Source organism: Sphingomonas sp. DG1-23 (assembly GCF_030730875.1).
GTDB lineage: Bacteria > Pseudomonadota > Alphaproteobacteria > Sphingomonadales > Sphingomonadaceae > Sphingomonas.
Genome location: NZ_JAVAMA010000012.1, coordinates 33,076 through 58,376, shown reverse-complemented (window position 1 = coordinate 58,376; position 25,301 = coordinate 33,076). Strand labels below are relative to the sequence as shown.

Genomic DNA, 25,301 nt, shown 5'->3' with positions numbered 1-25,301 from the left:
TTATTCAGGCAACCTGAGGGACGAAACGGATCCCGATATGGGGATCGCTTGCCGCCACCGAATAGTCCGCGATCTGGGCGAGCGTCACTGCGCGGGCATCCTCGCCGCGGCCGACCGCCTTGTGCCAGTCGACGATCCAGTCGAGCGCGGTTTCAAGGTCGAGCGCCGGCTGCCAGCCCAGCGCCGCGCGCGCCTTCGAGCAATCGAGCCGAAGCAGCCCCGCCTCGTGGACCCGCGAACCATGATCGGCCTCTGGCGGCGGCGTCCCGCCCCATGCAGCGCGCATCCGCTCGACGATCCACGATACCGGACGCGTGTCGTCGTCCGCCGGTCCGAAGTTCCACGCATCGGCGAATTGGCGCTCGCCGGCGAGCAGCCGCCCGGCGATCTGGAGATAGCCGCCCAGCGCCTCGAGCACATGCTGCCACGGACGCACCGAGTCCGGCGAACGGATCAGCGGCGACGCGCCGGCTTCGAAGGCGCGGACCAGATCGGGGATCAGCCGGTCGCTCGCCCAGTCGCCACCGCCGATGACATTGCCGGCGCGGACCGTGGCCAGCCCCGGTCCCTGCGCGAAGAACGAGCTACGCCAGGCGGCCGCGACCAGCTCGGCGCAGCCCTTGCTGCTGCTGTACGGATCGTGCCCACCCATCGGATCGCTCTCGCGATACGGCCACACCCATTCGCGATTCTCGTAGCATTTGTCGCTGGTGACGCAGACGATCGCCTTGACGCCGGGCGCCCGGCGCGCCGCCTCGAGCAGATGCACCGTCCCCATCACGTTGGTGGCATAGGTCTCGACCGGCTCGCGGTACGAAAGCCGCACCAGAGGCTGGGCGGCGAGGTGGAAGATCACTTCGGGCCGCGACGCCTCGACCACCGCACGGACCGCGGTGAGATCGCGGACATCGCCCTGGTGATGCTCGATCAGGTCGGCGATCCGCGCCGCTCCGAACAGGCTCGGATCGCTGGGCGGCGGCAGCGCGAAGCCGGTGACTTCGGCGCCGAGCGCGTGCAGCCACAGGCTCAGCCAGCTGCCCTTGAAGCCGGTATGGCCAGTGATCAGGACCCGGCGGCCGCGCCAGCCGTTCACCAGCGCTTCCACGGCGCGTTGCCGGCCTTCCACAATTCGTCGAGATAGAGCTTGTCGCGCAGCGTATCCATCGGCTGCCAGAAGCCTTCGTGGCGATAGCCCATCAATTCGCCGCCGCGCGCGAGACGCTCGAGCGGCCCGGCCTCCCAGACGGTGTCGGGTCCGTCGACCAGGTCGAGCACCGAAGGATCGGCGACGAAGAAGCCGCCATTGATCTGGCCGCCGTCGCCCGCAGGCTTCTCCTTGAAATCGACGACCTTGCCCGCATCGAATTCGAGCGCGCCGAAGCGGCCGGGCGGCGAGACCGAAGTGATCGTCGCGCGGTGGCCGTGCGCTTTGTGGAAATCGACGAGGGCGCCGACGTCGATATCGGCGACGCCGTCGCCATAGGTGAAGCAGAACGGCTCGTCGGGATCGAGATAGGGACGGATCGCCGCCAGCCGTCCGCCGGTCATCGTCGAGGCGCCGGTCTCGACCAGGGTGATCCGCCACGGCTCGCTGCGGGCATAATGCACCTCCATGCCGTTGCCGCCGCGCAGATCGATCGTCACGTCGGAGGTGTGGAGGAAATAGTTCGCGAAGAACTCCTTGATCAGATAGCCCTTATAGCCGAGGCACACGACGAAGTCGTTGAAACCGCTCGACGAATAGATCTTCATGATATGCCAGAGGATCGGCATGCCGCCGATCTCGACCATCGGCTTCGGCCGCACCGACGTCTCTTCGCCGAGCCGGGTGCCCAGACCGCCGGCCAGGATTACGGTTCGCATCGTCACTCCACGTCATCACTTCAGCACGATGACGGAACCCTCCCCCCCAGCCCGTAAGCCGAATGGCGATTCCTGGACGCAGCGCGGCCTATTGCTGCTGATATTGCTGGTCGCGGCCGGGCTGCGGGTGCGCGGGATCGGCTTCGGGCTGCCCGCGCTCAACGATCCCGACGAGCCGCTGTTCATGATGACCGCGATCGAGATGCTGCGGAACCACAGCCTCAACCCCGGCTGGTTCGGCCATCCGGGCACGATCACGCTCTATTGCCTCGCGGCGGTCAGTTTCGCGGTCGGCGCGATCGGCATCGCCACCGGGCATTATGCCGATAGCGATGCGTTCGTGCGCGCGGTCTATGCCGATCCCGGGATATTGTTTCTCCCTGCCCGGCTGCTGATCGCGGCGTGCGGCGTGCTCTGCGTCTATCTGACGTGGCGGCTGGGACGGCGGATCGGCGGGGTGCGGACCGGGCTGATCGCCGCCGGCTTTCTCGCGGTCAATTCGCTGCACATCGACTATTCGCAAGTGATCCGCACCGACATCCAGGTGAGCATCTTCATGCTGCTCTGTCTGATGTCGTCGCTGGCGGTCGCGGAGAACGGCCGGCTGCGCGACTATCTGCTGGCGGGGCTGTTCGTCGGGCTCGGCTGCGCGACCAAATGGCCCGCCGCGACGATCGCGGCGAGCCCGATCGCGATCGGGCTGTGGCGGATCGCGCGGGGCAATCGCGATGCGCCCAGATTGCTGGCGTTCGCGGCGACGGCGGTGGCGGGGCTGCTGCTCGCCTCGCCCTATCTGCTGCTCGATTATCCGACGGTGATCCGGAACCTCGGCGGCGAGGCGCGGCCGATCCATCCGGGTGCCACCGGCGGCGGGCTGCTCGCCAATCTCGGCTGGTATCTGGGAGGCCCGATGCTCGAGTCGTTCGGCGTGGCAGGTCTTGCGCTCGCCGGGCTGGGCATCGTGCTGCTGCCGCTGCGCAACCGGGTCGCTGCGGTCGCGATACTGCCCGGGGTCGCGGCGTTCGTCGTGCTGATCGGCATCCAGGCGCTGCGCTGGGAACGCTGGCTGATCCCGCTGCTGCCGATCGCGGCGATCGCGGCGGGTTATGCGCTGACCTGCAGTGCCGACTGGCTGCGGGCGCGATCGGGCCGGCAGCTGCGCGGGCTCGAGCCGGTCGCGGCGCTGCTGCTGATGGTGCCGATGGTGTCGGCGGCGCAGGCGCGGGCGGATGCGCGGGCGGACGACACCCGCCAGCGCGCCTCGGCCTGGGCGCGCGCACACATTCCGGCGGGAAGCAGCATTCTCGTCGAGCATGCCGCGATCGATCTGATCCACGGACCGTGGCACTTGCTGTTCCCGCTCGGCACCGCCGGCTGCATCGACGCCCGCGCCGCGCTCGCCGGCCGCATCCGCTATGCCGAGGCCGAGACAAGGCGCGCGGGGAGTCCGCTGGTCGACCTCGGCAGCGTCACGCTCTCCCGCCTCCCCGGCTGCCGCGCGCGCTTCGCGATCCTGAGCCACTACGACCGCTATCGCGACGATCGAGCGCAGTTTCCGGCGGAGTGGCGGCGCTATGCCGAGCTCAGCCGGGGGAGCGCATTGCGGCAGGTGATCGCACCCGTCGCCGGCGTGCGCGGCGGCCCGACGATCTACATCTTCGAGATCGCGCCCGCACCCTGAACGATCGGCAAGGTGACGGCGAAGCGCGTGCCCTGCGCCACCGGCACGAGCGTGAGACGGGCGTGCTCGGCGCGGAGCAGCGACATCGCGATCGCCAGCCCGAGACCGGTGCCGCCCGCGGCGCGGCGCGTGGTGAAGAACGGCTCGAAGACCCGCTCGGCATCGGCCGGCGCGATGCCGCGGCCATTGTCGGTGACCGTCATGGCCAGATCACCGCCCATTTGCGCCAGCGCGATCGTCACCTCGCCGGCGCCTGCCTGCCGGGCATTCTCGATCAGGGTAGTGAGCACCATTTCGACGGTCGAATCCTGCACCGCGACCAGCGGCAAGGCCGCACCCGCATCGAGCCGCACGCGGAAGCCCGGCCCGTCATGCGCATCGGCCACCCGGCGGATCGCCGCCAGCGCATCGGCGGCGACGTCGGGGCCGGGCTGGGCCATGTCGGCGCGGGCGAGATCGAGCAGCCGGGTGACCAATTGCGACAGCCGCGCGGCATCGGCCTTGATATTGCCGAGGAAGCGTTCGCGCTCGGTCGGCGTCATGGTCGCGCCGTGATCCTCGAACAATTCGATCGCGCCCGATATGCCGGCGAGCGGCGTCTTGAACTCGTGGCTCACCGACGCGGCGAAATCGCGCAGATAGCGCGAGCGGCGGTCGATCGCCGCGGCCATCGCGCGAAAATTCTCGAACAGGGCGCGGATCTCGATCGCCGCGGTGACCGGCGTGCCGGGCACCGAACCCGTGCCCTTGGCGACGCCGCGGGTCGCTTCGCCGAGCGCCTCGATCGGCCTGGCGATGCCCCGCGACAACAATCCCGTCAGCAGCAGCAACACGACGAAGATCAGGCCGATGCCGAGCAATATCTTGCCGCGATCGTCATAGAGCCCGCGGAACAGCGCGCGCGGCGAGCGCGACAGCAGCAGCGCGCCGACGACGTGGCCGTCGACGACGATCGGCCGGACGTGGTGGATCCTGAGCGACGAGGCGCGGCTGAGCCATTCGAAAGCGTAAACCTGGCTGTACGCGCCGTTGGTGCGCAGCACCGTCCGCACCCTGCCCCGCAGCGCCGCGGCGACCTCGGGGAGCCGGGCATAGGAGCCGCCGGCTTCATGCCCGATCAGCACCACGCCGTTGCGGTCGATCAACTGGAGCGAGGCGAGCGTGGTGCGCGCGGTCTGGGCGAGGATCGGATGCAGCCGCCCGGCCATCGCGAGCGCTTCGGGATCCGGCGCAACGGTACGCGGCACCGCGTGCGGACGCTCGGGCAGCACCTGCGTCGTGCGCAGGTCGATGGTCGAAGCTTCGGCGCGCCAAGGCCGCGGATCGGTCGAGCCGGGCGCGACTCCCGGCCACAGCGCCTGCGCCGCCCCGGCGAGCGCGGCGCCCTGCGCGATCAATTCGGCCTCGGTCTGGCGGACGAGGGTATTCTCATAGACCCGCAGGAACAAAGCTCCCACTCCCGGCAGCGCCGCGGTGAACAGCAGAGTGCCGAACAGGATCGTCCGCAGCCTGAGCGCCGGCCAGTGCCGCTTGAGGACCGCCTTGAACGCGCCGATCACGCCTGCGCGCCCGTGCAGCTCCCGATGCGATAGCCCACCCCGGCGCGCGTCTCGATCACGTCGGTGGCGCCGACCCCGGCGAACTTGCCGCGCAGATTGCGGATATGGCTGTCGATCGTCCGATCGGTCACGGCGAAGCCGGGGCCGTGGAGCCGATCGATGATCGCGTCGCGGCTGAACACCTTGGCCGGCATCACCGCCAGCGTGCGCAGGATCGAGAATTCGGTGACGGTCAATGCGATCTCGTCCCCCGCCCAGGTCGCGCGCCAGCCGTCGACGTCGAGCGCGAGCCGGCCATGCTCGATCCGCCGGCCCTCGTCGATTTCGGGCGGCCGCGCGCTCGCCCGCCGCAGGATCGCCATCGACCGCGCCACCACTTCGCGCGGCGAGAAAGGCTTCACGACATAATCGTCGGCACCCAGCTCGATCCCGAGCACGCGATCGATCTCGTCGTCGCGCGACGACAGGAACAGGATCGGCAGATCGCCGGCGGCGCGCAACCGCCGACAGGTTTCGAGCCCGTCCATCCGCGGCATGTTGATGTCGAGCACCACCAGATCGACCCGCTGCCGCGCGACCAGATCGAGCACTGCCTCGCCGTCATCGGCCTCGATCGTGTCGAGTCCGGCCTTGGCGAAGGCAAAGGCGAGCAATTGGCGAATGTGCGGATCGTCATCGGCGATCAGGATGGTGCGCGGCATGGGGCACATGATCATCGCACAGGCCCTTCCGTCAATGCCGGCATGGGCACGAGTTGCTCGGCAACCGATGCGGTCGGCTCGGGGGCCTCGGCCGGCGCCCGCTCCGCGGGAGCGGGCGGAGGCAGCAGGAAGCCGTTGCAGTCGCGTCCTGCCGGTCCGGCGGAGGGCACCGACAGCCTGCTTCCGGCGAGCATGGTCCGGACCTGCCGCAACCGGCGCGAGTCCCGCCACGTCCAGTCGCCGCCGCGCTGGCGATCGAGCGTCTGGTGGAGCGCGCGGTGGCGCACCCACGCGACGCGATCGGCGAAATCGGGCTTTAGGTCGGGACGCAGCTCGAGCGCGACCAGCGAGGTCAGCGCGGAAGACCCGAGGCCGTCGAGATAGCAGAGGTCGAGCGCCGCCCCCTCGCCGCCCACTTCGCGCGCATGGCGGACATTCCACGCCGCGGCGGTCGCGCCGAGATCGATCATCGTGGCGCCGCCGAGCACAGCCAGCGCAGCGGCGACATTGGCGTTGATCAGCCATCCGGCGCTACGCCCGTGCAGCATCCGCCAGACGATCAGCATCAGCCCGAGCGCGACCAGCGCCATCCAGATCAGCGCGGCGATGCGCAGCCCGGTCAGCGAATAGGCTTCGATATAGTCGATCGTGCGCAGGATGCTGGAGGCGACGAGGAACACGTTCTGCGCGATCCACAGCACCACCAGCCGGCGGATCGCCGGAACCGCCGCCGTGGCCGAGCCGGGCCGCAGCGCGACGAGGACGAAAAGCCCGGCGAGCAATGCGGTGGCGATCAGCGGATAGGCGCCGCGATGGGCATAATCGGCGAGAGTCACGCCTTCGGGCAGCGGCGCGCCGCTCCACAGGAACGCGATGTCGAGGCCGTTTTGCAGCGCGAACAAGGCGTTGAAGGTAAGCAAGGCGAGCAGCACCGATCCGGTGGAGATTCCGGGCAGCGTCAGCGGCGCGCCGGCCGAGGGCGCGATCGCGGGGAGATCGATCCGGCGCGGGCGCAGCGTCGCCCAGACAATGGTCAGGATCGCGATCCAGAACAGGAAGCGGCCGATCGATTCATCGTCGAGGCGCGGCGCACCGATATTGTACAGCGCGTCCCCGATCACCGGGTTGGCGCTGGCGAACAGAGCGAGGAACACGGCGCCGCCGATCAACGGCAGCGGCAGCAGGGGCAGGATTCGCCGCTTCGGCAGGTTGCGGCCGAGCGGCCGGCGGAGCTGCAAGAGATCCTGCCACGGGCCAACTGCGCTCGCGATGGCGTGCAGGATCAGCCGCAGCACCCAGCGACCGGCATGATCGAAGCCCGGCGCGCGCGGCAGCAGCACCGTCATCGTCAGGCTGGTCCAGAACAGGATCAATGCGACCAGACCGGGCGCGTCGAGCAACGGCGCCGCGAGCAGCAACGCACCGATCGCGGCAATCCAGCTGCGACGGTCGCGCCGGATCCTCGGCGCGAGCGCGAGCGTCGCGACGACCCACGCCAGCGCGAAGAAGCCGAGCGTCGAGCCGGCGCCTTTCTCGACCCAGAACAGCCGGTCGGCCAGCACGACCAGAACCGCCGCGGCGAAAGCCTTGGCAAGGAAACGCGACGATATTCGCAGCAGCATAGGAAGCTCCCCAATGTTCGGGGTGCTTCCTCGCGCCTCGGTGTGCGGATCGCGCGGTGGTTGGTGTCAGCCTGTCATGGGCTTGTCGTGCAGATCCGGTGCAGACGCGATCTAGTGCACCGAAGTCGTCGCCTCCCGCCGGAGGATCGGGGCGCGGCCCGCGAGAAACGCGAACGCGCACAATGCCGCATAGCAGGCTGCGGGGACGATCAGCGCAAAGGCATAGCCGTTGCCGTCGGACACTGCGCCGACCAGCAACGGCAGCAGCGCGCCGCCGACGATCGCCGTGCACAGCAGCCCCGAGGTCGATTCCACCGTGCCCGTCGAGCGCTCGAGGGTCAGGGTGAAGATCACCGGGAACATGATCGAATTGAAAAGCCCGATCGACAATGCGACGAAGCCCGCGGTGACTCCGCCGACGGCGAAGACGTAGAAGCACATCGCCGCGGCAATCGCCGTGAACAGCGCGAGCAGCAGATGCGCGCGGACCACGGCGAGCAAGCCCGAGCCGATCGCGCGCCCGACCATCGCGCCAAGCCAGTAGAGCGCGACGGCCTTGCCGGCTTCCTGCAGCGAAACGCCGGGGACGCCGTCGCTGCCCATCAGATAGCCGAGCACCGGCACGCCGAACGCAGCATCGGACTGGCCCCAGACGCTGTTGTCGTTGAGCAAGAGCGCCATCTGGGTGCCGATCGACACTTCGGCGCCGACATAGAGAAAGATCGCGAGCCCACCGAACAATGCCCAGCGCGAGTTGAGCGCCGAGAACAGGCCCGCGGTCGAGGCGACCGGCGGTGCGGCTTCGGTGACGACGCGGCGGCTGAGCCAGAAGAACAGCGCCAGAGCCGCGATCAGCCCGCAGATCCACAGATAGGCCGAATCGATCCCGGCGAGCGCCTCGGCGCGCACCGCTTCGGTGATCACCTCGCCTTTCTTGACCTCGACGCCCTTGAGAAACAGGTGCGCCCCGAGCAGCGGCCCGAGAAAGGTGCCGAACGAATTGAAGGTCTGGCTGAGCGTCAGGCGAAGATGGCTGCGGCGCGGATCGCCCAGCGCCGCGGCGAGCGGATTGGCGGCGACCTGCAGGATGGTGATCCCGCTGGCGAGGATGAACAGGCCGAGCAGCACGAGAGTGAACACCGCGAGATTGGCCGCGGCGAGCATTACCAGACAGCCGGCGATCATCAGCCCCAGGGCGATCAGGATGGTCGGGATCGATTTGGCGCGCGAGAGCAAGGCCGCCGCCGGAAACGAGACGAGGCCGTAAGCGATGAAGAAGGCGAAGGCCGCGGCCTGCGCCTGCAGATTGCTGAGCGTGAAGATCCCCTTCACCGACGCGACCAGGGGGTCGATCAGCGAAGTGATGAACCCCCATGCGAAGAACAATGTCGTCACCGCCGCGAATGCCAGCGTGGTGCTCCGGGAGCTCGATCGCGCCAAGGCCTTATCCTTCCTGATGCCGCGGGTGCCGGTTCGCACCCGCATTTCTTATGTTTGTTTCGCTAATTCGCACGGCTTCGCCGGCTTGGCCAGACGCCGTATCGGTCAAGCGGCACGCACCGCGGCGGCGGCCAGCGCGATCGATCCCAGCGGCCCCGCCATGTCGCCCAAAGCGGGCTGGGTCACGTAATGCTCGCCCTCCGGCATCTGCATATAGCCGTTGAGGCTATCGAGCAGCGTGCGTTCGATCCGCTCCAGCAGATGCGGCTGGGCGGTGAGCACGCCGCCGCCGATCGCGATGCGCCGGGGCGCTGCGCCGCAGACCAAAGCATGCGCCATCGCGGCGATATAGCCGACGATCGGGTCCCAGACCGGATCGTCCGCCGCCACTTCGCGGACCGCGCGGCCGGCAAGGCGCGACACCAGCGCCGAGCCCGAAGCAAGCCCCTCGACGCAATCTCGATGGAAATTGCAGACGCTGGGATGATCGTCGGATGCGAGCCGCGGCACCCGCATATGGCCCCACTCGCTGTGCGCGAAGCCGCGGGTCGGCTTGCCGTGCACGACCAGCCCGACGCCGACGCCGGTGCCGATCGTGACATAGGCGAAATCGTCCATCTCCTTGCCGCAGCCCCAGGCGATCTCGGCCAGCGCCGCGCCGTTGACGTCGGTGTCGAAGCCGACCGGAACCCCGAACGGCGCCGACAGCACGCCGCGAACGTCGGTGCCCGGCCAGTGCGGCTTGTTGGTCGCGAGGATCTGGCCGTAAAGCGGCGAGCGCGGATCGAGCTCGATCGGGCCGAACGAGGCGATGCCGAGCGCGGCGAACCCGCCCGCGGCGTGCCATTCGCGCAGCACCGCGAGCAAAGCCGGGAGCGTTTCCCCCGGGCTGGTCGTCGGCACGGTCCGCTGATCGAGCACGCGATCGGGCCCGAAAGCGAGCGTGCACACGCATTTGGTGCCGCCCAGCTCGACGCCCGCATAGGGTTTTTCGCCCGTCACAGCGCCGTCCGAAACGCTCACTTCACCGGACGACGGCAAACCGTTCGACATTCCCCCTCCATTCGCGGCTATTGTCCGCCTGAGAATCCTTGGGCATGTACAGGCCCGGAGCCGGCATTAATAATCCAAATTACATAATTCAACGGCCGAGGAGAGGATTGCGATGAGTGCAACCAACGGCAAGCTGAACCCCTCGGCGATCATCGCCGCCAGCCTTGCGGGGCTTTTGTTCGGATTCGACACCGCGGTGATCGCGGGGGTGACCGAGGCGCTGCGTGGTACGTTCGATCTTTCGGCGGCGCAATTGGGGGCGGCGGTATCGGCCGCCCTGATCGGTACCCTGGTCGGCGCGCTCGGCGCGGGCCGGCCGGGCGACCGCTATGGCAGCCGCAACATCCTGTTGTGGATCGCAATCGCCTATATCGTCTCGGCGCTCGGTTCGGCGCTGAGCAGCGGGCTGGCGATGCTCGTCGCCTTCCGCTTCCTCGGCGGGCTGGCGATCGGCGGATCGTCGGTGCTGGCGCCGGTCTATATCGCCGAAGTGAGCCCGCCGGCACGGCGCGGCATGCTGGTCGGCTTCTTCCAATTGAGCATCGTGCTCGGCATTCTCGGCGCCTATGTCAGCAATTTCCTGATCGGGCAGGCGAGCGAGGGCGAACTGGAGTGGCGGCTCAAGCTCGGCGTCGCGGCAGTCCCTGCGGTGCTGTTCCTGCTGCTGATGCTGCGCGTGCCGCAGAGCCCGCGCTGGCTGTTCCATCGCGGCCGCGCCGCCGAGGCGAAAGCGGCGATCGAGACGCTGTCGATGGGCGATCCCGACACGCTCTTCGCGCAGTTCGGCCAGGGCCCCGCGGGAAGCGACAGGCTCAGCTGGCGCGCGCATTGCCGCCCGATCCTGCTCGCGATCGCCCTCGCCATGTTCAACCAGCTCTCGGGGATCAACGCGATCCTCTATTATCTCGGCGACATCTTCGCCGCAGCGGGGTTCGACACGGTCTCGGCCGATCTGCAGGCGGTGGCGATCGGCGTGGCCAATCTCCTCGCGACGATGCTCGGCATGGCGATCATCGACCGGGTCGGGCGCAAGCCGCTGTTGCTGATCGGCGCTGTCGGCACCGCCGTGGCGCTGGCGGTGGTCGCGGGGATCTACAGCTCGGGACAGGGGCAGCATTGGCTGCTGCCGGCATTGATCGGCTTCATCCTGTTCTTCGCGATCTCGCAGGGCGCGGTGATCTGGGTCTATCTGTCGGAGATCTTCCCGACCGCGGTGCGCGCGCGCGGCCAGTCGCTCGGCAGCGCGACGCATTGGGGGATGAACGCGCTGATCGCCTTTGGCTTTCCCGTAGTGGCACAATATACCCAGGCGCTGCCGTTCTGGCTGTTCGCTGGCGCGATGCTGGTGCAGGCTGTAGTGATCTGGCGATACTTCCCCGAAACCCGCGGTGTCGCGCTGGAGACGATGGAAAGGACAGTCGAGGGTCGAGGATGACAGGCGTGCAAGAAATGGCTTCGATTGCTGATAGCGCTACCGGCCGGGAAGCGCGGACCGGCGCCAAAATTCGTCCCGTTCACGACGTGATTCCCCGCGCATGACGGCAACCTCGCCGCGCGAACGCCCGCGTCTTTCGGGCACCAATCTCGAACGGGCCGCCGATCACAACCAACGCGTGACGCTTCACGGCATCCGCGTGCTCGGCCCGCTCACCCGCGTCGAACTCGCCGGGCTCACCGGGCTCACCGGTCCGGCGATCGCCAACATCACCAAGCGCCTGCTCCAGGACGGGCTGATCGAGGAAGCCGGGCAGCGCCGCGGCGGCCGCGGCCAGCCGCCGACCAAGCTCGTGGTGCGCGCCGACGCCTGCTATTCGATCGGGATCAACGTCGACCGCGATCACATCACCATCGTGCTCGTCGATTTCTCCGGGCAGACGCTCATCCGCGTCTCCGAGGAAGTCAATTTCGCGCTGCCCGATCATGTCCGCGGGCTCTACCGCCGCTCGATCCGGAACATGCTGCGCAAGGCCAAGGTCGATGTCGACAAATTGGTCGGCATCGGCGTCGCGGTGCCCGACGATCTCGGATTGGTCGACCTGCCCGGCCGGCCGGCCGAATATGCCACATGGGACAGCGTCGACGTCGCCGATCTGTTCAGCGAGCCGCTGCGGCTGCCGGTGTTCGTCGAGAACGATGCCGCCGCCGCGGCGATGGGCGAGATGCAATTGGGGCTCGGACAGAAGAACAACAGCTTCTTCTATATCCTGATCTCGTCGGGGCTCGGCGGCGGGCTGGTGGTCGACGGATCCTATCTGCGCGGCGCCGACGGGCGCAGCGGCGAGCTCGGCTTCATGCGCGCCGCCAACGGCACGGCGCCGGGCGAGCAGGTCCAGCAGATGGTCTCGCTATCGGGACTGGCGCGGCACCTCGAGCGCAATGGCTGCCACCTCGCCGACGTGATGGGCGATGCGGATCCCGACGCAAAGGCGCAGGCCTGCGTCGCGGCGTGGATCGAGGATGCGGCGCAACGGCTCACCGTTCCGCTCGACGCGATCAACTGCCTGATCAACCCGGCGGCGGTTCTGGTCGGCGGCCGGCTGCCGACCACGATCCTCGAGCGGCTGGCCGAGCGCGCCAACGAACTGATGCGCGCGCGCGCGGGGCTGCTGCCGACGGTGGCGCCGGTGATCCGCGCGGCCTTGTCCGAGGATGCGCCGGCGGTGGGCGCCGCGATCCTGCCGTTCAGCCACTTCCTGCTGCCCAAGCAGGGCGCGTTGTGGAAGGCTTCGGCTTAGCTTCCCTCTCCCATCGGGAGAGGGAGGGAGCCGACAAAGTCGGCGGAAGGGTGAGGGTGACTGACTGAGTCGTCGCCCTCACCCTTCCCACGCCTTCGGCGCGGGCCCCTTCCCTCTCCCGACGGGAGAGGGAGTTAGCCCGCCCCCCGCCCGAACGACGGTGGGCGATCCGCTTTCGCCGTACCGAAGCGCGAGGGCTTGGGGCCCATCACGAACTCCAGCTCGCCGCCCTTCGCCAGCTCGGCATGGCTGATCCAGTTCTTCGTCCACGGCTTGCCGTTCCAGCGCACCGACTGCACATAGGGCGCGTCGGGAGCATTGCCCTGGGCGACGACGCGCAGCGTCCTGCCCTGCCCCAGCCGCACCTCGGCCTTGTCGAACAAAGGCGAGCCCAGCACATAGACCGCGCTCACCGGGTCGACCGGATAGAAGCCCAGCGAACTCAGCACGAACCATGCGCTCATCTGGCCGCAATCGTCATTGCCGATCTCGCCGTCGGGATCGGCCTTGTACATCTCGGTGCACAAACGGCGGATCATCGCCTGCGTCTTCCATGGCGCGCCGGCATAGGCATAGAGATAGGCGACGTGATGGTTGGGCTCGTTGCCATGCGCATATTGGCCGACCAGCCCCGAAATGTCGGGCGGCGCATTCTCGGGCAGGGTCGACGGCGCGTTGAACAGCGCGTCGAGCTGCTGCTCGAACGCCGCGTCGCCGCCGAAATGCGCGATCAGGCCATGGACGTCGTGCTGGTTGAGGAAGGTCGCCTGCCAGCCATTGGCTTCGGTATAATCGCGATGCTTCTTGACGTCGTGACCGATCTGGATCGGGTCGTAATCCGCCCACCATTTGCCGTCCGAGAATTTGGGCTTCGCGAAGCGCGTCCGGGGATCGAGCACGTTGCGATAGTTCCGGCTGCGTTCGCGCAATTTGGTGGCGTCGTCCGTCGCCCCCGCCGCCTCGGCGAGCACCGCCATCGCCCAATCGTCATAGGCATATTCCTGGGTGCGGCTGACCGATTCCCAGATCTTGTCGGCGGGGATGTAGCCGAGATCGTAATAATAGCCGCGGCCGAGCGAGCCGTCGCTGTCCTTGAAGGTCCGATCGAAGGCGCGGCGGCGGATATTGGGCCACGCCGCGGCGTAATCGGCCTTGATCCCCTTGGCATGCGCCTCGGCGAGCACCGATACCGAATGCCAGCCGATCATGCAGCCGGTCTCGACGCCCTGCAGCTGCCAGACCGGCGGGCCATAGGGGCTCTGCCGGGTCTGGCGGACCAGATCGCGGGTGAACATCGCCGCGCGCTCGGGCTGCACCAGGGTCAGCAGCGGATGCAGCGCGCGATAGGTGTCCCATAGCGAATAGGTGCTGAACGCCGGCGTGTCGGCGGGCGCGCGATGCACCTCGCGGTCCATCCCGACATAGCGGCCGTCGCGATCGGTGAAGAGCGTCGGCGCGAGGAAGCAATGATAGAGCGCGCTCGCCATGATCGTGCGCTGGTCCGGGGTGCCGCCCTCGACCCGGACGCAATCGAGCTCCTTCGCCCAGGCCCGTCGCGCGGCGGTGGCGGCGCGATCGAAGTCCCAGCCCGGCGCCTCGCCCGCCAGCGCCGCCTTGGCACCCGCGACGTCGATCGCCGAGATGCCGGTCTTGACGAGGATCGGAGCGCCGCCCGCCTCGTCGAAGAACAATACCGCCTTGAGCTTGTTGCCGCTGACCGCCTTCGCATCTTTCGGCGCGGGCTTGTTGTCGTCGCCGAAGAACTCGACCCGACTCGGGCGGCGCGACAGCTGTATCGCGAAATGGATGTGCCGGCCCTTGGCCCAGCGATGCACCCGGCGGCTGCCGGTGAGCATGCCGTCGGCGTCGATCGCCAGCGAGGCCTGGTCGACGATCGTCCCCTTGTCCCACACGTCGAGGATCATATGCGCGAAATCGATCAGGATATGCCCCGCGCCCGGGGGGAAATGGTACCGGTGGAGCCCGGTGCGCTCGGTGACGGTCAGCTCGGCGAGCACGCCGGATTCGAGCTTGACCCGATAATAGCCGGGCTCGGCATGCTCGGCGGAGAAACGCTGGCGATAGCCCTTGTCGGGATCGTCGAGCTTGCCCGGATCGAGCTCGAGCGGCCCGCGGGTCGGCACCACCAGCACGTCGAGCATGTCGCCGATGCCGGTGCCCGAGAGATGGGTGTGCGAGAAGCCCATGATCGACGTATCGGTGCGGTGATAGCCCGAACAGGCGTCCCAGCGGCTATTGTCGGTATCCGGGCTCAGCTGGACCATCCCGAACGGCAGCGACGCGCCGGGGAAGGTGTGCCCATGCCCGCCGGTGCCGATGAACAGATCGGGCTTGGTCGCGGCGGCGCCCTGCCCGCGCGCAAAGCCCGGCGCGGCCGAGGCAAGGGCTACGAGCCCCGAGCCCGCGAGCAACTGGCGACGATTTGCGGCAATCATTTCGGTATTCCGATCAAAGGCGTTGGCTGAGCAGCGCGGGCGCACGCTTCTCGATGTCGAGGACGAGGTCGCCGAACAGGCCATTGGCCCAGGCGAACCAGCTGCGCGTGAACTTCGTCGGATCGTCCTTGTGGAAGCTCTCGTGCATGAAGCCGGTGCCGCCATGCGTCGCGACGAGCCGGCGAAGGCACTCGCCTACCACGCCCGGATCGTCGCTCATCAGCCCGCGGGTGATCAGCGACATCGGCCAGATCATGTCCATGCCGACGTGCGGCCCGCCAATCCCTTCGGCGACCTTGCCGGCGAAGAAATAGGGATTGCGCGGGCTCCATGCGAGCGCCGCGGTGCGGCGATAGAGCGGATCGGTCCGGTCGGCCGCGCCGAGCAGCGGCAGCGCCGACAGGCTCGGCACATTGGCGTCGTCCATGAAGATCGCATTGCCATAGCCGTCGACTTCGAACGCCCAGACCTCGCCGCCCTGCCCGTCGGGCATCTTGCCGTGCGCGTCGAGCGCCTGACGGACCTCGGCGGCGAGCGCCTCGGCACCCTGCGCCGCGGCGGCATCGCCGCGCGCCTCGCGCAGCACCGTCGCGAGCATCTTGAGCGCCGATACCGCGAACAGGTTCGACGGGATCAGGAACGGGAAGACGCAGGCATCATCCGAAGGACGGAAGCCCGAATGGATCAGCCCGACCTTCTTCGTCGGCGCGCCATAACCGCCGAACATCAGGGTCTCGGTCGGCGAAGTGTCGCGGCGCTGGAAGCGATAGCCGCCCGGCCCATCCTTGCGCTGCTGGTCGCGCAGCGTCGCGACCGCCAACGCCATTCCCTTCGCCCAGAGATCGTCGAACGGCGCCTTGTCGCGCGTCGCGGTCCAATAGGCATGCGCCAGCCGCATCGGATAGCAGAGCGAATCGATTTCCCATTTCCGCTCGGCGACGCCGGGCCGCATCTCGGTCCGGTCGTCGATCGCCGGCAGGTTCGATTTGGCCGCCGGATCGCGGGTATAGGCGTTGGCGAAGGGATCGATGAGGATGCAGCGCGCCTGGCGCTGGAACGCGCCGTGGAACAGCCGGCGCAGATCGGCATCCTTGGGCGTCAGATGGACATAGGTCTGGAGCTGCGCCGAGCTGTCGCGCAGCCACATCGCGTCGATGTCGCCGGTGATCACGAACGTGTCGGGCTTGCCGTCGACTTCGCCGAGCGTGACGGTGGTGTCGAGCGTGTTCGGATAGCAATTCTCGAACAGCCAGGCGAGCTCGGGATCGGCGATCTTCTTCTTCACGCGGGCGATCTCGGCCTCGACCGCCTTGCTGGTGAAGCGGCGCTCGGCTTTGGGCGGGCGCTTGCTCACCAGCCCCTGCGCGAACGCCATTCCGGGCAGTCCGGCCGCCAATGCGAGCGTGCCTGCGCCTGCGATCACTTCACGACGATTCATCTCACTCTATCCTTACTTGACCGGGGCGCTCATCGAGAAAGGCGCCGCGGCCTTGCTCGCGCCCCATTGCTTGTTCGGCGTCGCGCCCATTTCGAAGCGCAAGGTGCCGCCGGCCTGCAGCGCCTCGCGGGTCAGCCACGTCTTGTCGTGGCGCTTGCCGTTGAACGTCACCGACTGGATGTAAACGTTTTTCGGGCCGTTATTGGCCGCCTCGATCTTGAGCTTGCGGCCGTTCGGCATGCTGAGCTCGACATTGCGGAACAACGGGCTGCCGATCGCATATTCGCCGACTGCCGGGGTGACCGGGTAGAAGCCCAGCGCCGAGAACACGTACCAGGCCGAGGTCTGGCCGTTATCCTCGTCGCCCGGATAGCCGTCGGGCGCCGACGAATAGAGCCGCGCCATCACGTCGCGGACATGGAACTGCGTCTTCCACGGCGCGCCGGCCCAATCGTAGAGATAGGTCATGTGCTGGATCGGCTGGTTGCCATGGGCATAATTGCCCATGTTGACGAGCTGCATCTCGCGGATCTCGTGGATCGTCTGGCCGTAATAGCTGTCGTCGAACAGCGGCGGGGTCGAGAAGATCGAGTCGAGCCGGTCGACGAACGCCTTGTCGCCGCCCATCAGATCGGCGAGCCCCTGCACGTCCTGCATCACCGACCAGCTGTAATGCAGCGAATTGCCTTCGGTGAAGGCGTCGCCCCATTTGAGCGGGTTGAACGGCGTGGACCAGCTGCCGTCCTGGTTGCGCCCGCGCATCCAGCCGCTCTCCTTGTCGTACAGCTTGCGGTAATTCTGCGCCTGCGCGGCATATTTCCGCGCATCCTCGGTCTTGCCGAGCGCCGCGGCGAGCCGCGACAGCGCGAAATCGGCGGTGGCATATTCGAGCGTGCGCGCGGCATTCTCGTTGATGCCGACGTCATAGGGGACGTAGCCGAGCTTGTTGTAATATTCGACGCCCTCGCGGCCGACCGCAGTCAACACCCTGCCCCGCGCGTCGCGCGGGCGGCCCTCGGAGGTCGTCGCGTTCTTGACCATCGCTTCGTACAGGGTCTCGACGTCGAAGCCGCGCACCCCGTTGAGATAGGCGTCGGCGATCAGGATCGCCGAGTTGGATCCGATCATCACGCTGCGATGCCCCGGGCTCGCCCATTCGGGCAGCCAGCCCGATTCCTTGTAGGTGTTGACCAGACCCTGCATGATCTGGCTGTCCTGCTCGGGATACATCAAGGCGAAGAACGGGAAGACCGCGCGCCACGTGTCCCAGAAACCGTTGTCGGTGAACATCGGCCCGGGATGCACCTTGCCGTCATAGGGGCTGTAATGGACGGTCTGCCCTTGCGCGTCGACTTCGTGGAAGGTGCGCGGGAATTGCAGCATCCGGTACAGCGCCGAATAGAAGATGCGGCGGTTCTCGAGGTCGGGATCGCTCACCTTGATCCGCGAGAACTCCTTCTCCCACACCGCCTTGGCCTTGGCCTCGGTCGCGTCGAAGCTGTCGCCGCCGACCTCGCGGGCGAGGTTGCGTTCGGCCTGTTCGAGGCTGATGAAGGAAGAGGCGACCTTGACCCCGACCTGCTCGCCCTTCTTCGTCTTGAAGCTGACCACCGCGCCGACATGCGCGCCTTCGCTCCTGGCATTGTCGCGGAGCTGCCAATTCTCGTCCCAGGTGCGGGAGACGGTGAAGTCGTGGTCGAACTCGAGCACGAAATAATTGTGGAAATTGGCCGGCACGCCGCCGCTATTGTTGCGGACATAGCCGGTGATTCGCCGCCGCGCCTTGTCGACTGTCACCATCGAGCCTTCGTTATAGGCGTCGAGCAGGATATGGGCGTCGTCGCTCTCGGGGAAGGTGAAGCGGAACTGCGCGGCGCGGCTGGTCGGCGCGACTTCGGCGGTGACGTCGTAATCGGCGAGATAGACCTGATATTTATAGGCCCTGCTCGTCTCGGCCTTGTGGCTGAACCACGAGGCGCGTTCCTTCTGCTTGAGCTTGACCGGGCCGGTCATCGCCATCAGCTCGAACGCGGCGTAATCGTTCATCCACGGGCTGGGCTGGTGGGTCTGCTTGATCCCGCTGATCTTGTTGGCGTCATAGGTATAGCCCCAGCCATTGCCCATCTCGCCGGTGACCGGCGACCAGAAGTTCATCCCCCACGGCACCGCGACCGCGGGATAGGTATTGCCATAGGACAATTCGTAGTTGGAATCGGTGCCCATCAGGGGATTGGCGAGGTCGACCAGCGATTCCTGCTGCGCACTCTGGGCGAGGGAGGCGGCGCCGGGCAGGCACAATCCGGTGGTCGCGAGAAGCGCGACGGCGCCACGCAGCGATCGAGCAACACTCTTCAACGCAGGTCTCCCCTCGAAATCGAAACAATATCAGCGGCCATGGCGCGCGGCGATCGGGCGCGGCGGCACGCCTTCGTTGGTCATCACCACCGGCCTGATCGTGCCGTCGGGATTGAACTCCATCCGGTCGAGCGCTAGCTGGCGGCGCTCGCCGCGATCCTCGCTCAAGGGGCGGCGATGATAGGCGATCACCCATTCGTCGGTGCCGGGCACGTTGACCACCGAATGGTGCCCTGCCCCGCGCGCGATCTTGAAATCCTGCTGGAGGATCTTGCCCATCGGCTTGAACGGACCGGTGGGGCTCGGCCCCATCGCATAGGCGACGCTGTAGTCGGGACCGGTCCAGCCGCCCTCGGACCACATCAGGTAATAGACGCCCTTGCGCAGGATCATGAACGAGCCCTCGACATAGCCGGGGGGCGTGATTTCCTTGAACAGCGATCCGTCCGCATGCGGCACCACGGTCCTCAGGTCCTTGCTCAATTTGACGACGTTGCAGTGCTGCCAGCCGCCATAATAGAGATAGACCTGCCCGTCCTTGTCGCGGAAGGCGAAGGGGTCGATCGGCTGCGCGCCGTTGTGGAACTTGCCGATCAGCGGCTTGCCGATCGCGTCCTTGAACGGCCCGCCGGGCTTGTCGCTCACCGCGAGGCCGATGCCGCCGGTCTCGCCATCCTTCTGGATGTCGTTGGCGCTGAAGAACATGTAATATTTGCCGTTCGCCTCGATCACCGAAGGCGCCCAGATCGCGAAGGCCGCCCAGGCGGCGTTCTTCACGTCGAAGACATGGTCGTGCTTCGTCCAGTGGACCAGATCGGGCGATGAAAAGGCATTGAAGAAGGTCTGGAAGCCATAAGACGGCCGCACCATTTTCTGCCGCCGAAGCTCTTCCTGCGCGGGGGAGAAGCGCCGGACGCCGTCCGGGGTCGCGCCGTGATCCGAATAGGTCGGATAGATCCAGTAGCGCCCGGCGAAGACGTGGATCTCGGGATCGGCATACCAGCCGGGCACGATCGGATTGGGTGCCGGCGCCGATCCCGCCACGAGCAGCGCCGCGGCCGCCGCCATACCGATCTGCATTATACGCCGCATGCCGCCTCTTCTCTCAAATCTCTAAAGCGCATCTGTGTCGCACGCATTGCCGCCGCCGCACAAAAGCGGAGGTGGCCCGGGGGAAGGGCCACCTCCTAGGTGCCTTGGGGGGCATCGGGGTGCGTCGGATGCGACGCGTCAGAACTTGTACGACAGGCCGAGATAGGCGCGACGACCCGAATAGACGTTCGAGATGAAACGATCCTTCGTGTCGTTGCCCAGATGCGCGCGCTGCTCCGACTTGGTCAGGTTGATGACCGAGCCGGTGATCTGGAAGTTCTCGAACACGTCGAACGCAGCGTTGAGATCGACCTGGTCGTACGGGTCGTCATAGACGTTGAGGCCCGAAGCCAGTCCGCGCACGACCTCGCCACGACGATTGTACGATGCACGCAGCAGGACGGGACCGTGTTCGTAGAAGACCGACGCGTTGAGCTGGGTCTTCGCGCTGCCGACCAGGGCCGATTCACCCAGCTCGGTGCCGTTCAGCGTGACAGCGGCCTGCGAAGTGTCGTTATAGGTGAAGTTCACCTGCGCGCCGAGGCCGAAGTCCAGCGTGTGCTGGGCATAGACTTCGATGCCCTGCGACACTGCGCTCGTACCGTTCGCCTGAGTCGAATATTGCTGGACCGTCACGGTCTGGCCGGCGACTTCCTGCTCCAGATCGATCACGACCGGCACGATGAAGTTCGACACGTCCTTGCGGAACAGCGTCATGCCCAGCACCGAGCCGCGGTTGAAATACCATTCCGCGCCCAAATCATACTGCCACGCGCTGAACGGCTTCAGGTCGAAGTTTCCGCCATTGCCGAACCAGCCCGCCCGCGCGCCGAATTCGGCGCGATCGAACACGAACGGATCCGAATTGAACGTCAGACCGCGCGAACCCGCCAGATCGCCATAACCCGGGCGCGCGATGACCTTCGACGCCGCCGCACGCAGCACGAGGTTCGGCGTCACGTCCCAGGAAATGTTGAAGCTCGGCAGGAAGTCCGTGTAGCTCTTGCTCTCCGAATTGGGGCTGAACACGCGGACCTGGCGCTGCGATTCCGGGATCACGGTGCAATTGCCGTCGGCGCCCACGGGCTTGTTCGGGTCGAACGGACCACCGGGCCCGTTCACGCAATATTCGTTCTCGTAGGTGATGCGGTCGGTCGAGGTGCCGTCCTGCTTGGTATTGACCACGCGCAAGCCGATATTGCCGCGGACATTATCCGTCTTGAAGTTCGCCTGAGCATAGCCGGCCCAGATCCGCTCCCGAATGTTGTAGAGGTTCTGCGGCTCGGGAACGCGAACCGGCCCGCTATAGGTCTTGTTCAGATAGTTGATGTAATTCTTGATGTTGATCGCCGGGAAAGCGGTCGTCTGGAACCCGCCGGCGATGTTGCCGAGCGAATCCGGATAGAAGATCTCCGGCAGCGCCAGTGCGCCGCCCGGGGTATCCTGGAAGCGTAGCGTATTGGCGGCGTCCGAATACCATTCGAACTTGCCGGTCTCGCGATGGATGCGGCCGTCGCGCCACTTCGCGCCGACCTGGATCGAGTCGAGGAAATTCGAGTCGAACTTCCGGGTCACGTCCACCTGCGCGTAACGCTGGGAGATCGAGCTGTTGGTAAAGCCCGAGCCGGTCGAGCCGAGATCGATCTGCGCGACGCCGTTCAGCATGTTCTGGATCACGTTGGGCGAGAATGCCATCGCGATCGACTGATCGGTGAAGTTCCACTGGCTGAGCGCATTGCCGTTGACCGTGCCATTGCGCGGCTTGGCCTGGGCAAAGAACTGGAACGACGGGCCGCCCGTGGATTTGGTCTTGCCGAACACGAAATCGACGTTGAGGTGGCCGAGTTCCCAATTGCCGCGCACGTCATAGGTGTTCGAGACGGTCTTCTCGCGGACATAAGTATCCTGCGGCGCCGGGGTTTCCATCGTGCAGAAGGTCACCCGGCAGCCGGTGCCTTCGGGCGGAACCGTGAAGGTCGCGCCGGTCATGATCGTGCCGCTCTCGTCGAACGTCGCGTCGGAGAAGAACCGGCCAAAGCCCCATTCGGGGACCTTGATCGTGCTGCGCGTATAGTCGCCGTTGAGCTGGAACCGGAAATAGTTCGCGGTGATCTCGAGATTGTCGAACGGCTTCGCCTGCATCGTCGCCTGGATGCCGAGGCGCTTGCGCTTCTGGTCGGTGATCGTCTCGCTGACCGACTGGGGCGCCCAATAGCCGCTGTAGCGCGTGCCGCCCAGCGTCGTCTGGCCGGCATTGTTGCCGTCGTTCCAATAGTCGATCGCGGAATCGTTGGCGAAGGTGTTGCCGTCCACGTCGGTCGCGGGGTCGGTGGCCTTGTTGTCGGTCCACCAGTGCCAGCTGTCGCTGTTCGCGCTGAGCGAGCGATTGGTGCGGATCTGATAGGTGCCGCCGACGAGGAAGCCGAGGGTCTTGTCTTCGTTATGCCACGAGAGCAGCCCCGACACGTTCGGCTCGGCCTTCTTGGTAACGTCCGAATAGGTGCCTTCCGCCGAGACGCTGCCCGACCAGGGATCGAGGTCGAACGGCTTGCGCGTGTGGTTGATGATGACGCCGCCGACGCCGCCTTCGTCGAGCCGCGCTTCGGGCGACTTGAACACCTCGACGCTGCCGATCAGCGACGAGGGTAGCAGCAGATAGTTGAACGAGCGCGAGGGATCGTCGCTGTCGGCGCCCGCGATGAAATTGCCGTTGAGCTCGGTCAGCGTCAGGTCGGAGCTGAGCCCGCGGATGCTGACCCGGCTACCTTCGCCGCCATCGCGATCGATGATGACGCCGGGCACGCGCTGCAGCGAATCCGCGACGTTCTTGTCGGGGAATTTGCCGACGTCCTCGGCGGTGATCACGTCGACGAACGCGTTGGCGTTGCGTTTCTGCGACAGGCTCTGCTCGATCGAGGCGCGATAGCCGGTGACGACGATGTCGCCTTCCTGACCCTCGGCCTGCGGCTCCGCGTCCTGCGGTGCGCCGGCACCCTGGGTTCCGGCCGCCGCGCTGTCGACTGCCGTCGCGTCCTGCGCCTGTGCCGTGCCGCAAAGCGCGACCAGCACGCTCGCCGAAAGCATCAGATCGCGGGCGATCCGCTTGCGCGACGCACCGCGCAGTTGATTGCTGTAGAACTTCATCCCTCTCTCTCCTCCCTGTGCCGCGACGTTCTCGCCTCCGGCAGTTGGTATCGCGCGCGGCCCATGCCGCCGTGATCTCTCTCGCCCAATCCTGAATATAAAAAACAATTTGTCAATTGGATCGGGCCGGTTTGTGTTTCGCCCCCGACGACCCGTTGGAACCGGTCGCCCGACAGTCGCGAATGATGCTCGAATCAGGGTGCCGGCGGTGATGCGCCGGTGGAATCCGCGCCTTCCCACAGCGGCTTCGCCATCGCGGCAAACGCCTCGGCCGGTGCCTTGGCAACGGCACGATCATAGGTCAGCAGGCCGTTGATCTCGCCCTCGACATCGGTGGTCTGGGTATAGACCGCGGCGCTCAGGCCATGGACCTTGGCCTGCCGCACGATCTCCTCGAACTTGCGGCGATAGCGCGCGAGATAGTCGTCGGCGTCTCTGGCGACCTGATAGCTCCAGTTGCGCTTGCCGGCGCGCCAGAGATGGCCGTCGATCGGGCGCCCCACCCCGCCATATTCGCCGATCACGATCGCGCGCTCGGCCTGGCGGGTCGGCACTTTGGGCACGTCCTCGTAAGTGTGGATGTCGAGCACGTCGGAATCGCGCGACGCGACGTCGAGCCAGCCGCTGTCGGCGTTGACCAGCCGGCTGGGGTCCATGCCCTTGACGAAGCGAGTCAGCGTGGCGGAGTCGTACTGTCCCCAGCCCTCGTTGTTGACCACCCACATCACGATCGACGGGAAGGCGCGCAGATCGCCGATCATTTGCGAAAGCTCGGCCTGCTGGTCGCTCATCACGTCCGACGAAAGCACTGCCTGACTCTGGCTGGTGCCCGCGAGAAACTGGTCCTCGCCGCCGCCCGAGGGCATGTCCTGCCAGACCAGCATGCCCATATGATCGGCGTCGTAATAATAGCGCGCGGGCTCTACTTTGATGTGCTTCCGGACCATGTTGAACCCGGCTTTCTTCAGGAACTCGAGGTCGTAGCGCATCGCCTCTTCCGAAGGCGGGGTCAGCAGCCCGTCGGGCCACCAGCCCTGATCGAGCGTGCCGTTCTGGAAATAGGGCTTGTTGTTGAGCAGCAGCATCGGCTGACCGGTGACGCTGCCCGGGCCGACCGAGATCTTGCGCATCGCGAAATAAGCTTTGACCTTGTCGCGCGACGCACCGGTCACTTGCGCGCCGGCATAGGCCTCGGTCTCGCCCGTCGTGAAGCGCGAGTCGTAAGCGACGCGGTTGCGTTCGGGCTTGCCGGCATAGGGATCCTTGATCGTCACCAGCTCGGCATCGAGATCGTAGAGGAACGGATCCTCGGGCGACCAGAGATGCGCGTCGGGAATGGCGATGCTGGCATGGCGATTGGCACGGACGATCGTCGAGGCGATCGGCTGGCCACCCGAACGGACGGTAAGCCGCACTGCATCGGTGTCGTTCGCCCACGCGCTCAACGCGACATCGACTTCGACCTCGCCGGTATCGATATTCGGCGTGGCGCGGACATCGGCGATGTGGAGCTTCGACACCGGCTCGAGCCACACCGTCTGCCAGATCCCGCTCGACGCGGTGTACCAGATGCCCTCGGGCTCGAGGATCTGCTTGCCGCGCGGCTGGCTGCCGGCGCTGGTCGGATCGGCCACCTGCACCATGATCTGGTTGGTCCCCGGCTTGAGCGCCGCGGTGATGTCGAAGCCGAAGCTGTCCGATCCGCCCTTGTGCGCGCCGACCAATGCGCCGTTGACCCAGACCGCCGCCTCGTAATCGACCGCGCCGAAATTGAGCTTCACATTCTGCCCCGCCCAATCGGCAGGCACGGTGAATTCGCGGCGATACCAGATCCGATCCTCGGGCAGGACCTTCCGCGCGACGCCAGAGAGGCGCGATTCGACCGCGAACGGCACGAGGATCTTGCCGTCCATTTGCTGCGGCTGCGGCGTGCCGGCCTTGACGATGGCATAGTCCCACAGCCCGTTCAGGTTCAGCCATTTGTCGCGCTGAAGCTGCGGGCGCGGATAGCTGCGCCACGCATTTTCGGGCGTGACCGCCTTGCCCCAGCGCGTCGTGATCGCACCGGTATAGACCTTGTCGCCTTGCTCCTGCGCAAGCACCGCGGTCGCCGGGAGGAATGCCAGCATCGAGGCCAGGATCATCGTACGCATCAATCTTCC

The 25,301-nt window shown here is 66.7% G+C and carries 16 protein-coding genes; 3 read left to right on the top strand and 13 right to left on the bottom strand.

Annotated features, from left to right (window positions below):
- Nucleotides 1-4 precede the first annotated feature (4 nt).
- Complete coding sequence (gene rfbG, locus Q9Q95_RS17660; protein ID WP_306098466.1) at nucleotides 5-1,093, bottom strand: CDP-glucose 4,6-dehydratase; 1,089 nt, start codon at nucleotides 1,091-1,093, stop codon at nucleotides 5-7.
- Complete coding sequence (gene rfbF, locus Q9Q95_RS17655) at nucleotides 1,090-1,863, bottom strand: glucose-1-phosphate cytidylyltransferase (protein ID WP_306098465.1); 774 nt, start codon at nucleotides 1,861-1,863, stop codon at nucleotides 1,090-1,092. The genes rfbG and rfbF overlap by 4 nt, the downstream gene beginning before the upstream one ends.
- Before the next feature lie 91 nt (nucleotides 1,864-1,954).
- Between rfbF and Q9Q95_RS17650 the strand changes: the two genes are divergently transcribed.
- On the top strand, nucleotides 1,955-3,544 hold the full coding sequence (locus tag Q9Q95_RS17650) for a glycosyltransferase family 39 protein (RefSeq protein WP_306098464.1): 1,590 nt from the start codon (nucleotides 1,955-1,957) through the stop codon (nucleotides 3,542-3,544).
- On the opposite strand, the gene Q9Q95_RS17645 is transcribed toward Q9Q95_RS17650, so the two are convergent.
- From Q9Q95_RS17645 to Q9Q95_RS17625, 5 genes are all read right to left on the bottom strand, one after another.
- Nucleotides 3,514-5,103: a HAMP domain-containing sensor histidine kinase gene (locus tag Q9Q95_RS17645; RefSeq protein WP_306098463.1), complete on the bottom strand. Its 1,590-nt coding sequence runs from the start codon at nucleotides 5,101-5,103 to the stop codon at nucleotides 3,514-3,516. The genes Q9Q95_RS17650 and Q9Q95_RS17645 overlap by 31 nt on opposite strands.
- Nucleotides 5,100-5,819 carry a response regulator transcription factor gene (locus tag Q9Q95_RS17640; RefSeq protein WP_306098462.1) on the bottom strand — a complete coding sequence of 240 codons (720 nt, stop codon included), beginning with the start codon at nucleotides 5,817-5,819 and terminating at the stop codon, nucleotides 5,100-5,102. The genes Q9Q95_RS17645 and Q9Q95_RS17640 overlap by 4 nt, the downstream gene beginning before the upstream one ends.
- Complete coding sequence (locus Q9Q95_RS17635) at nucleotides 5,816-7,426, bottom strand: DUF4173 domain-containing protein (RefSeq protein ID WP_306098461.1); 1,611 nt, start codon at nucleotides 7,424-7,426, stop codon at nucleotides 5,816-5,818. Before Q9Q95_RS17635 ends, Q9Q95_RS17640 begins: the two co-directional genes overlap by 4 nt.
- A 111-nt stretch (nucleotides 7,427-7,537) precedes the next feature.
- Entirely contained in the window at nucleotides 7,538-8,866 is a 1,329-nt protein-coding gene (locus tag Q9Q95_RS17630) for an MFS transporter (protein WP_306098460.1), read from the bottom strand.
- Between the two features lie 105 nt (nucleotides 8,867-8,971).
- On the bottom strand, nucleotides 8,972-9,919 hold the full coding sequence (locus tag Q9Q95_RS17625) for an ROK family protein (protein WP_306098459.1): 948 nt from the start codon (nucleotides 9,917-9,919) through the stop codon (nucleotides 8,972-8,974).
- A gap of 106 nt (nucleotides 9,920-10,025) precedes the next feature.
- Here Q9Q95_RS17625 and Q9Q95_RS17620 point away from each other — a divergent pair, with 106 nt between their 5' ends.
- Together Q9Q95_RS17620 and Q9Q95_RS17615 are read left to right on the top strand one after the other, a co-directional pair.
- Nucleotides 10,026-11,354 (top strand): sugar porter family MFS transporter, encoded by a 1,329-nt coding sequence (locus tag Q9Q95_RS17620; protein WP_306098570.1) that lies wholly within the window; start codon nucleotides 10,026-10,028, stop codon nucleotides 11,352-11,354.
- Nucleotides 11,355-11,454: 100 nt separating this feature from the next.
- The gene (locus Q9Q95_RS17615; RefSeq protein WP_306098458.1) at nucleotides 11,455-12,654 is read left to right on the top strand and encodes an ROK family transcriptional regulator; all 1,200 of its coding nucleotides are present in this window, start codon (nucleotides 11,455-11,457) and stop codon (nucleotides 12,652-12,654) included.
- A 134-nt stretch (nucleotides 12,655-12,788) separates the two neighbouring features.
- Here the strand turns inward: Q9Q95_RS17615 and Q9Q95_RS17610 are convergent, their stop codons facing one another.
- The 6 genes from Q9Q95_RS17610 to Q9Q95_RS17585 all read right to left on the bottom strand — a co-directional run bounded on the left by Q9Q95_RS17610 (nucleotide 12,789) and on the right by Q9Q95_RS17585 (nucleotide 25,292).
- Nucleotides 12,789-15,110 (bottom strand): GH92 family glycosyl hydrolase, encoded by a 2,322-nt coding sequence (locus Q9Q95_RS17610; protein WP_306098457.1) that lies wholly within the window; start codon nucleotides 15,108-15,110, stop codon nucleotides 12,789-12,791.
- A 13-nt stretch (nucleotides 15,111-15,123) separates the two neighbouring features.
- Entirely contained in the window at nucleotides 15,124-16,548 is a 1,425-nt protein-coding gene (locus Q9Q95_RS17605) for a glycoside hydrolase family 125 protein (RefSeq protein WP_306098456.1), read from the bottom strand.
- A 12-nt stretch (nucleotides 16,549-16,560) separates the two neighbouring features.
- Nucleotides 16,561-18,903, bottom strand: a complete 2,343-nt coding sequence (locus tag Q9Q95_RS17600) for a GH92 family glycosyl hydrolase (RefSeq protein WP_306098455.1) — start codon at nucleotides 18,901-18,903, stop codon at nucleotides 16,561-16,563.
- Between the two features lie 30 nt (nucleotides 18,904-18,933).
- Nucleotides 18,934-19,995: a glycoside hydrolase family 43 protein gene (locus Q9Q95_RS17595; protein WP_306098454.1), complete on the bottom strand. Its 1,062-nt coding sequence runs from the start codon at nucleotides 19,993-19,995 to the stop codon at nucleotides 18,934-18,936.
- A gap of 138 nt (nucleotides 19,996-20,133) precedes the next feature.
- Nucleotides 20,134-23,139 (bottom strand): TonB-dependent receptor, encoded by a 3,006-nt coding sequence (locus tag Q9Q95_RS17590; RefSeq protein ID WP_306098453.1) that lies wholly within the window; start codon nucleotides 23,137-23,139, stop codon nucleotides 20,134-20,136.
- A 194-nt stretch (nucleotides 23,140-23,333) separates the two neighbouring features.
- The gene (locus Q9Q95_RS17585) at nucleotides 23,334-25,292 is read right to left on the bottom strand and encodes a glycoside hydrolase family 2 protein (RefSeq protein WP_306098452.1); all 1,959 of its coding nucleotides are present in this window, start codon (nucleotides 25,290-25,292) and stop codon (nucleotides 23,334-23,336) included.
- Between the last annotated feature and the right edge of the window lie 9 nt (nucleotides 25,293-25,301).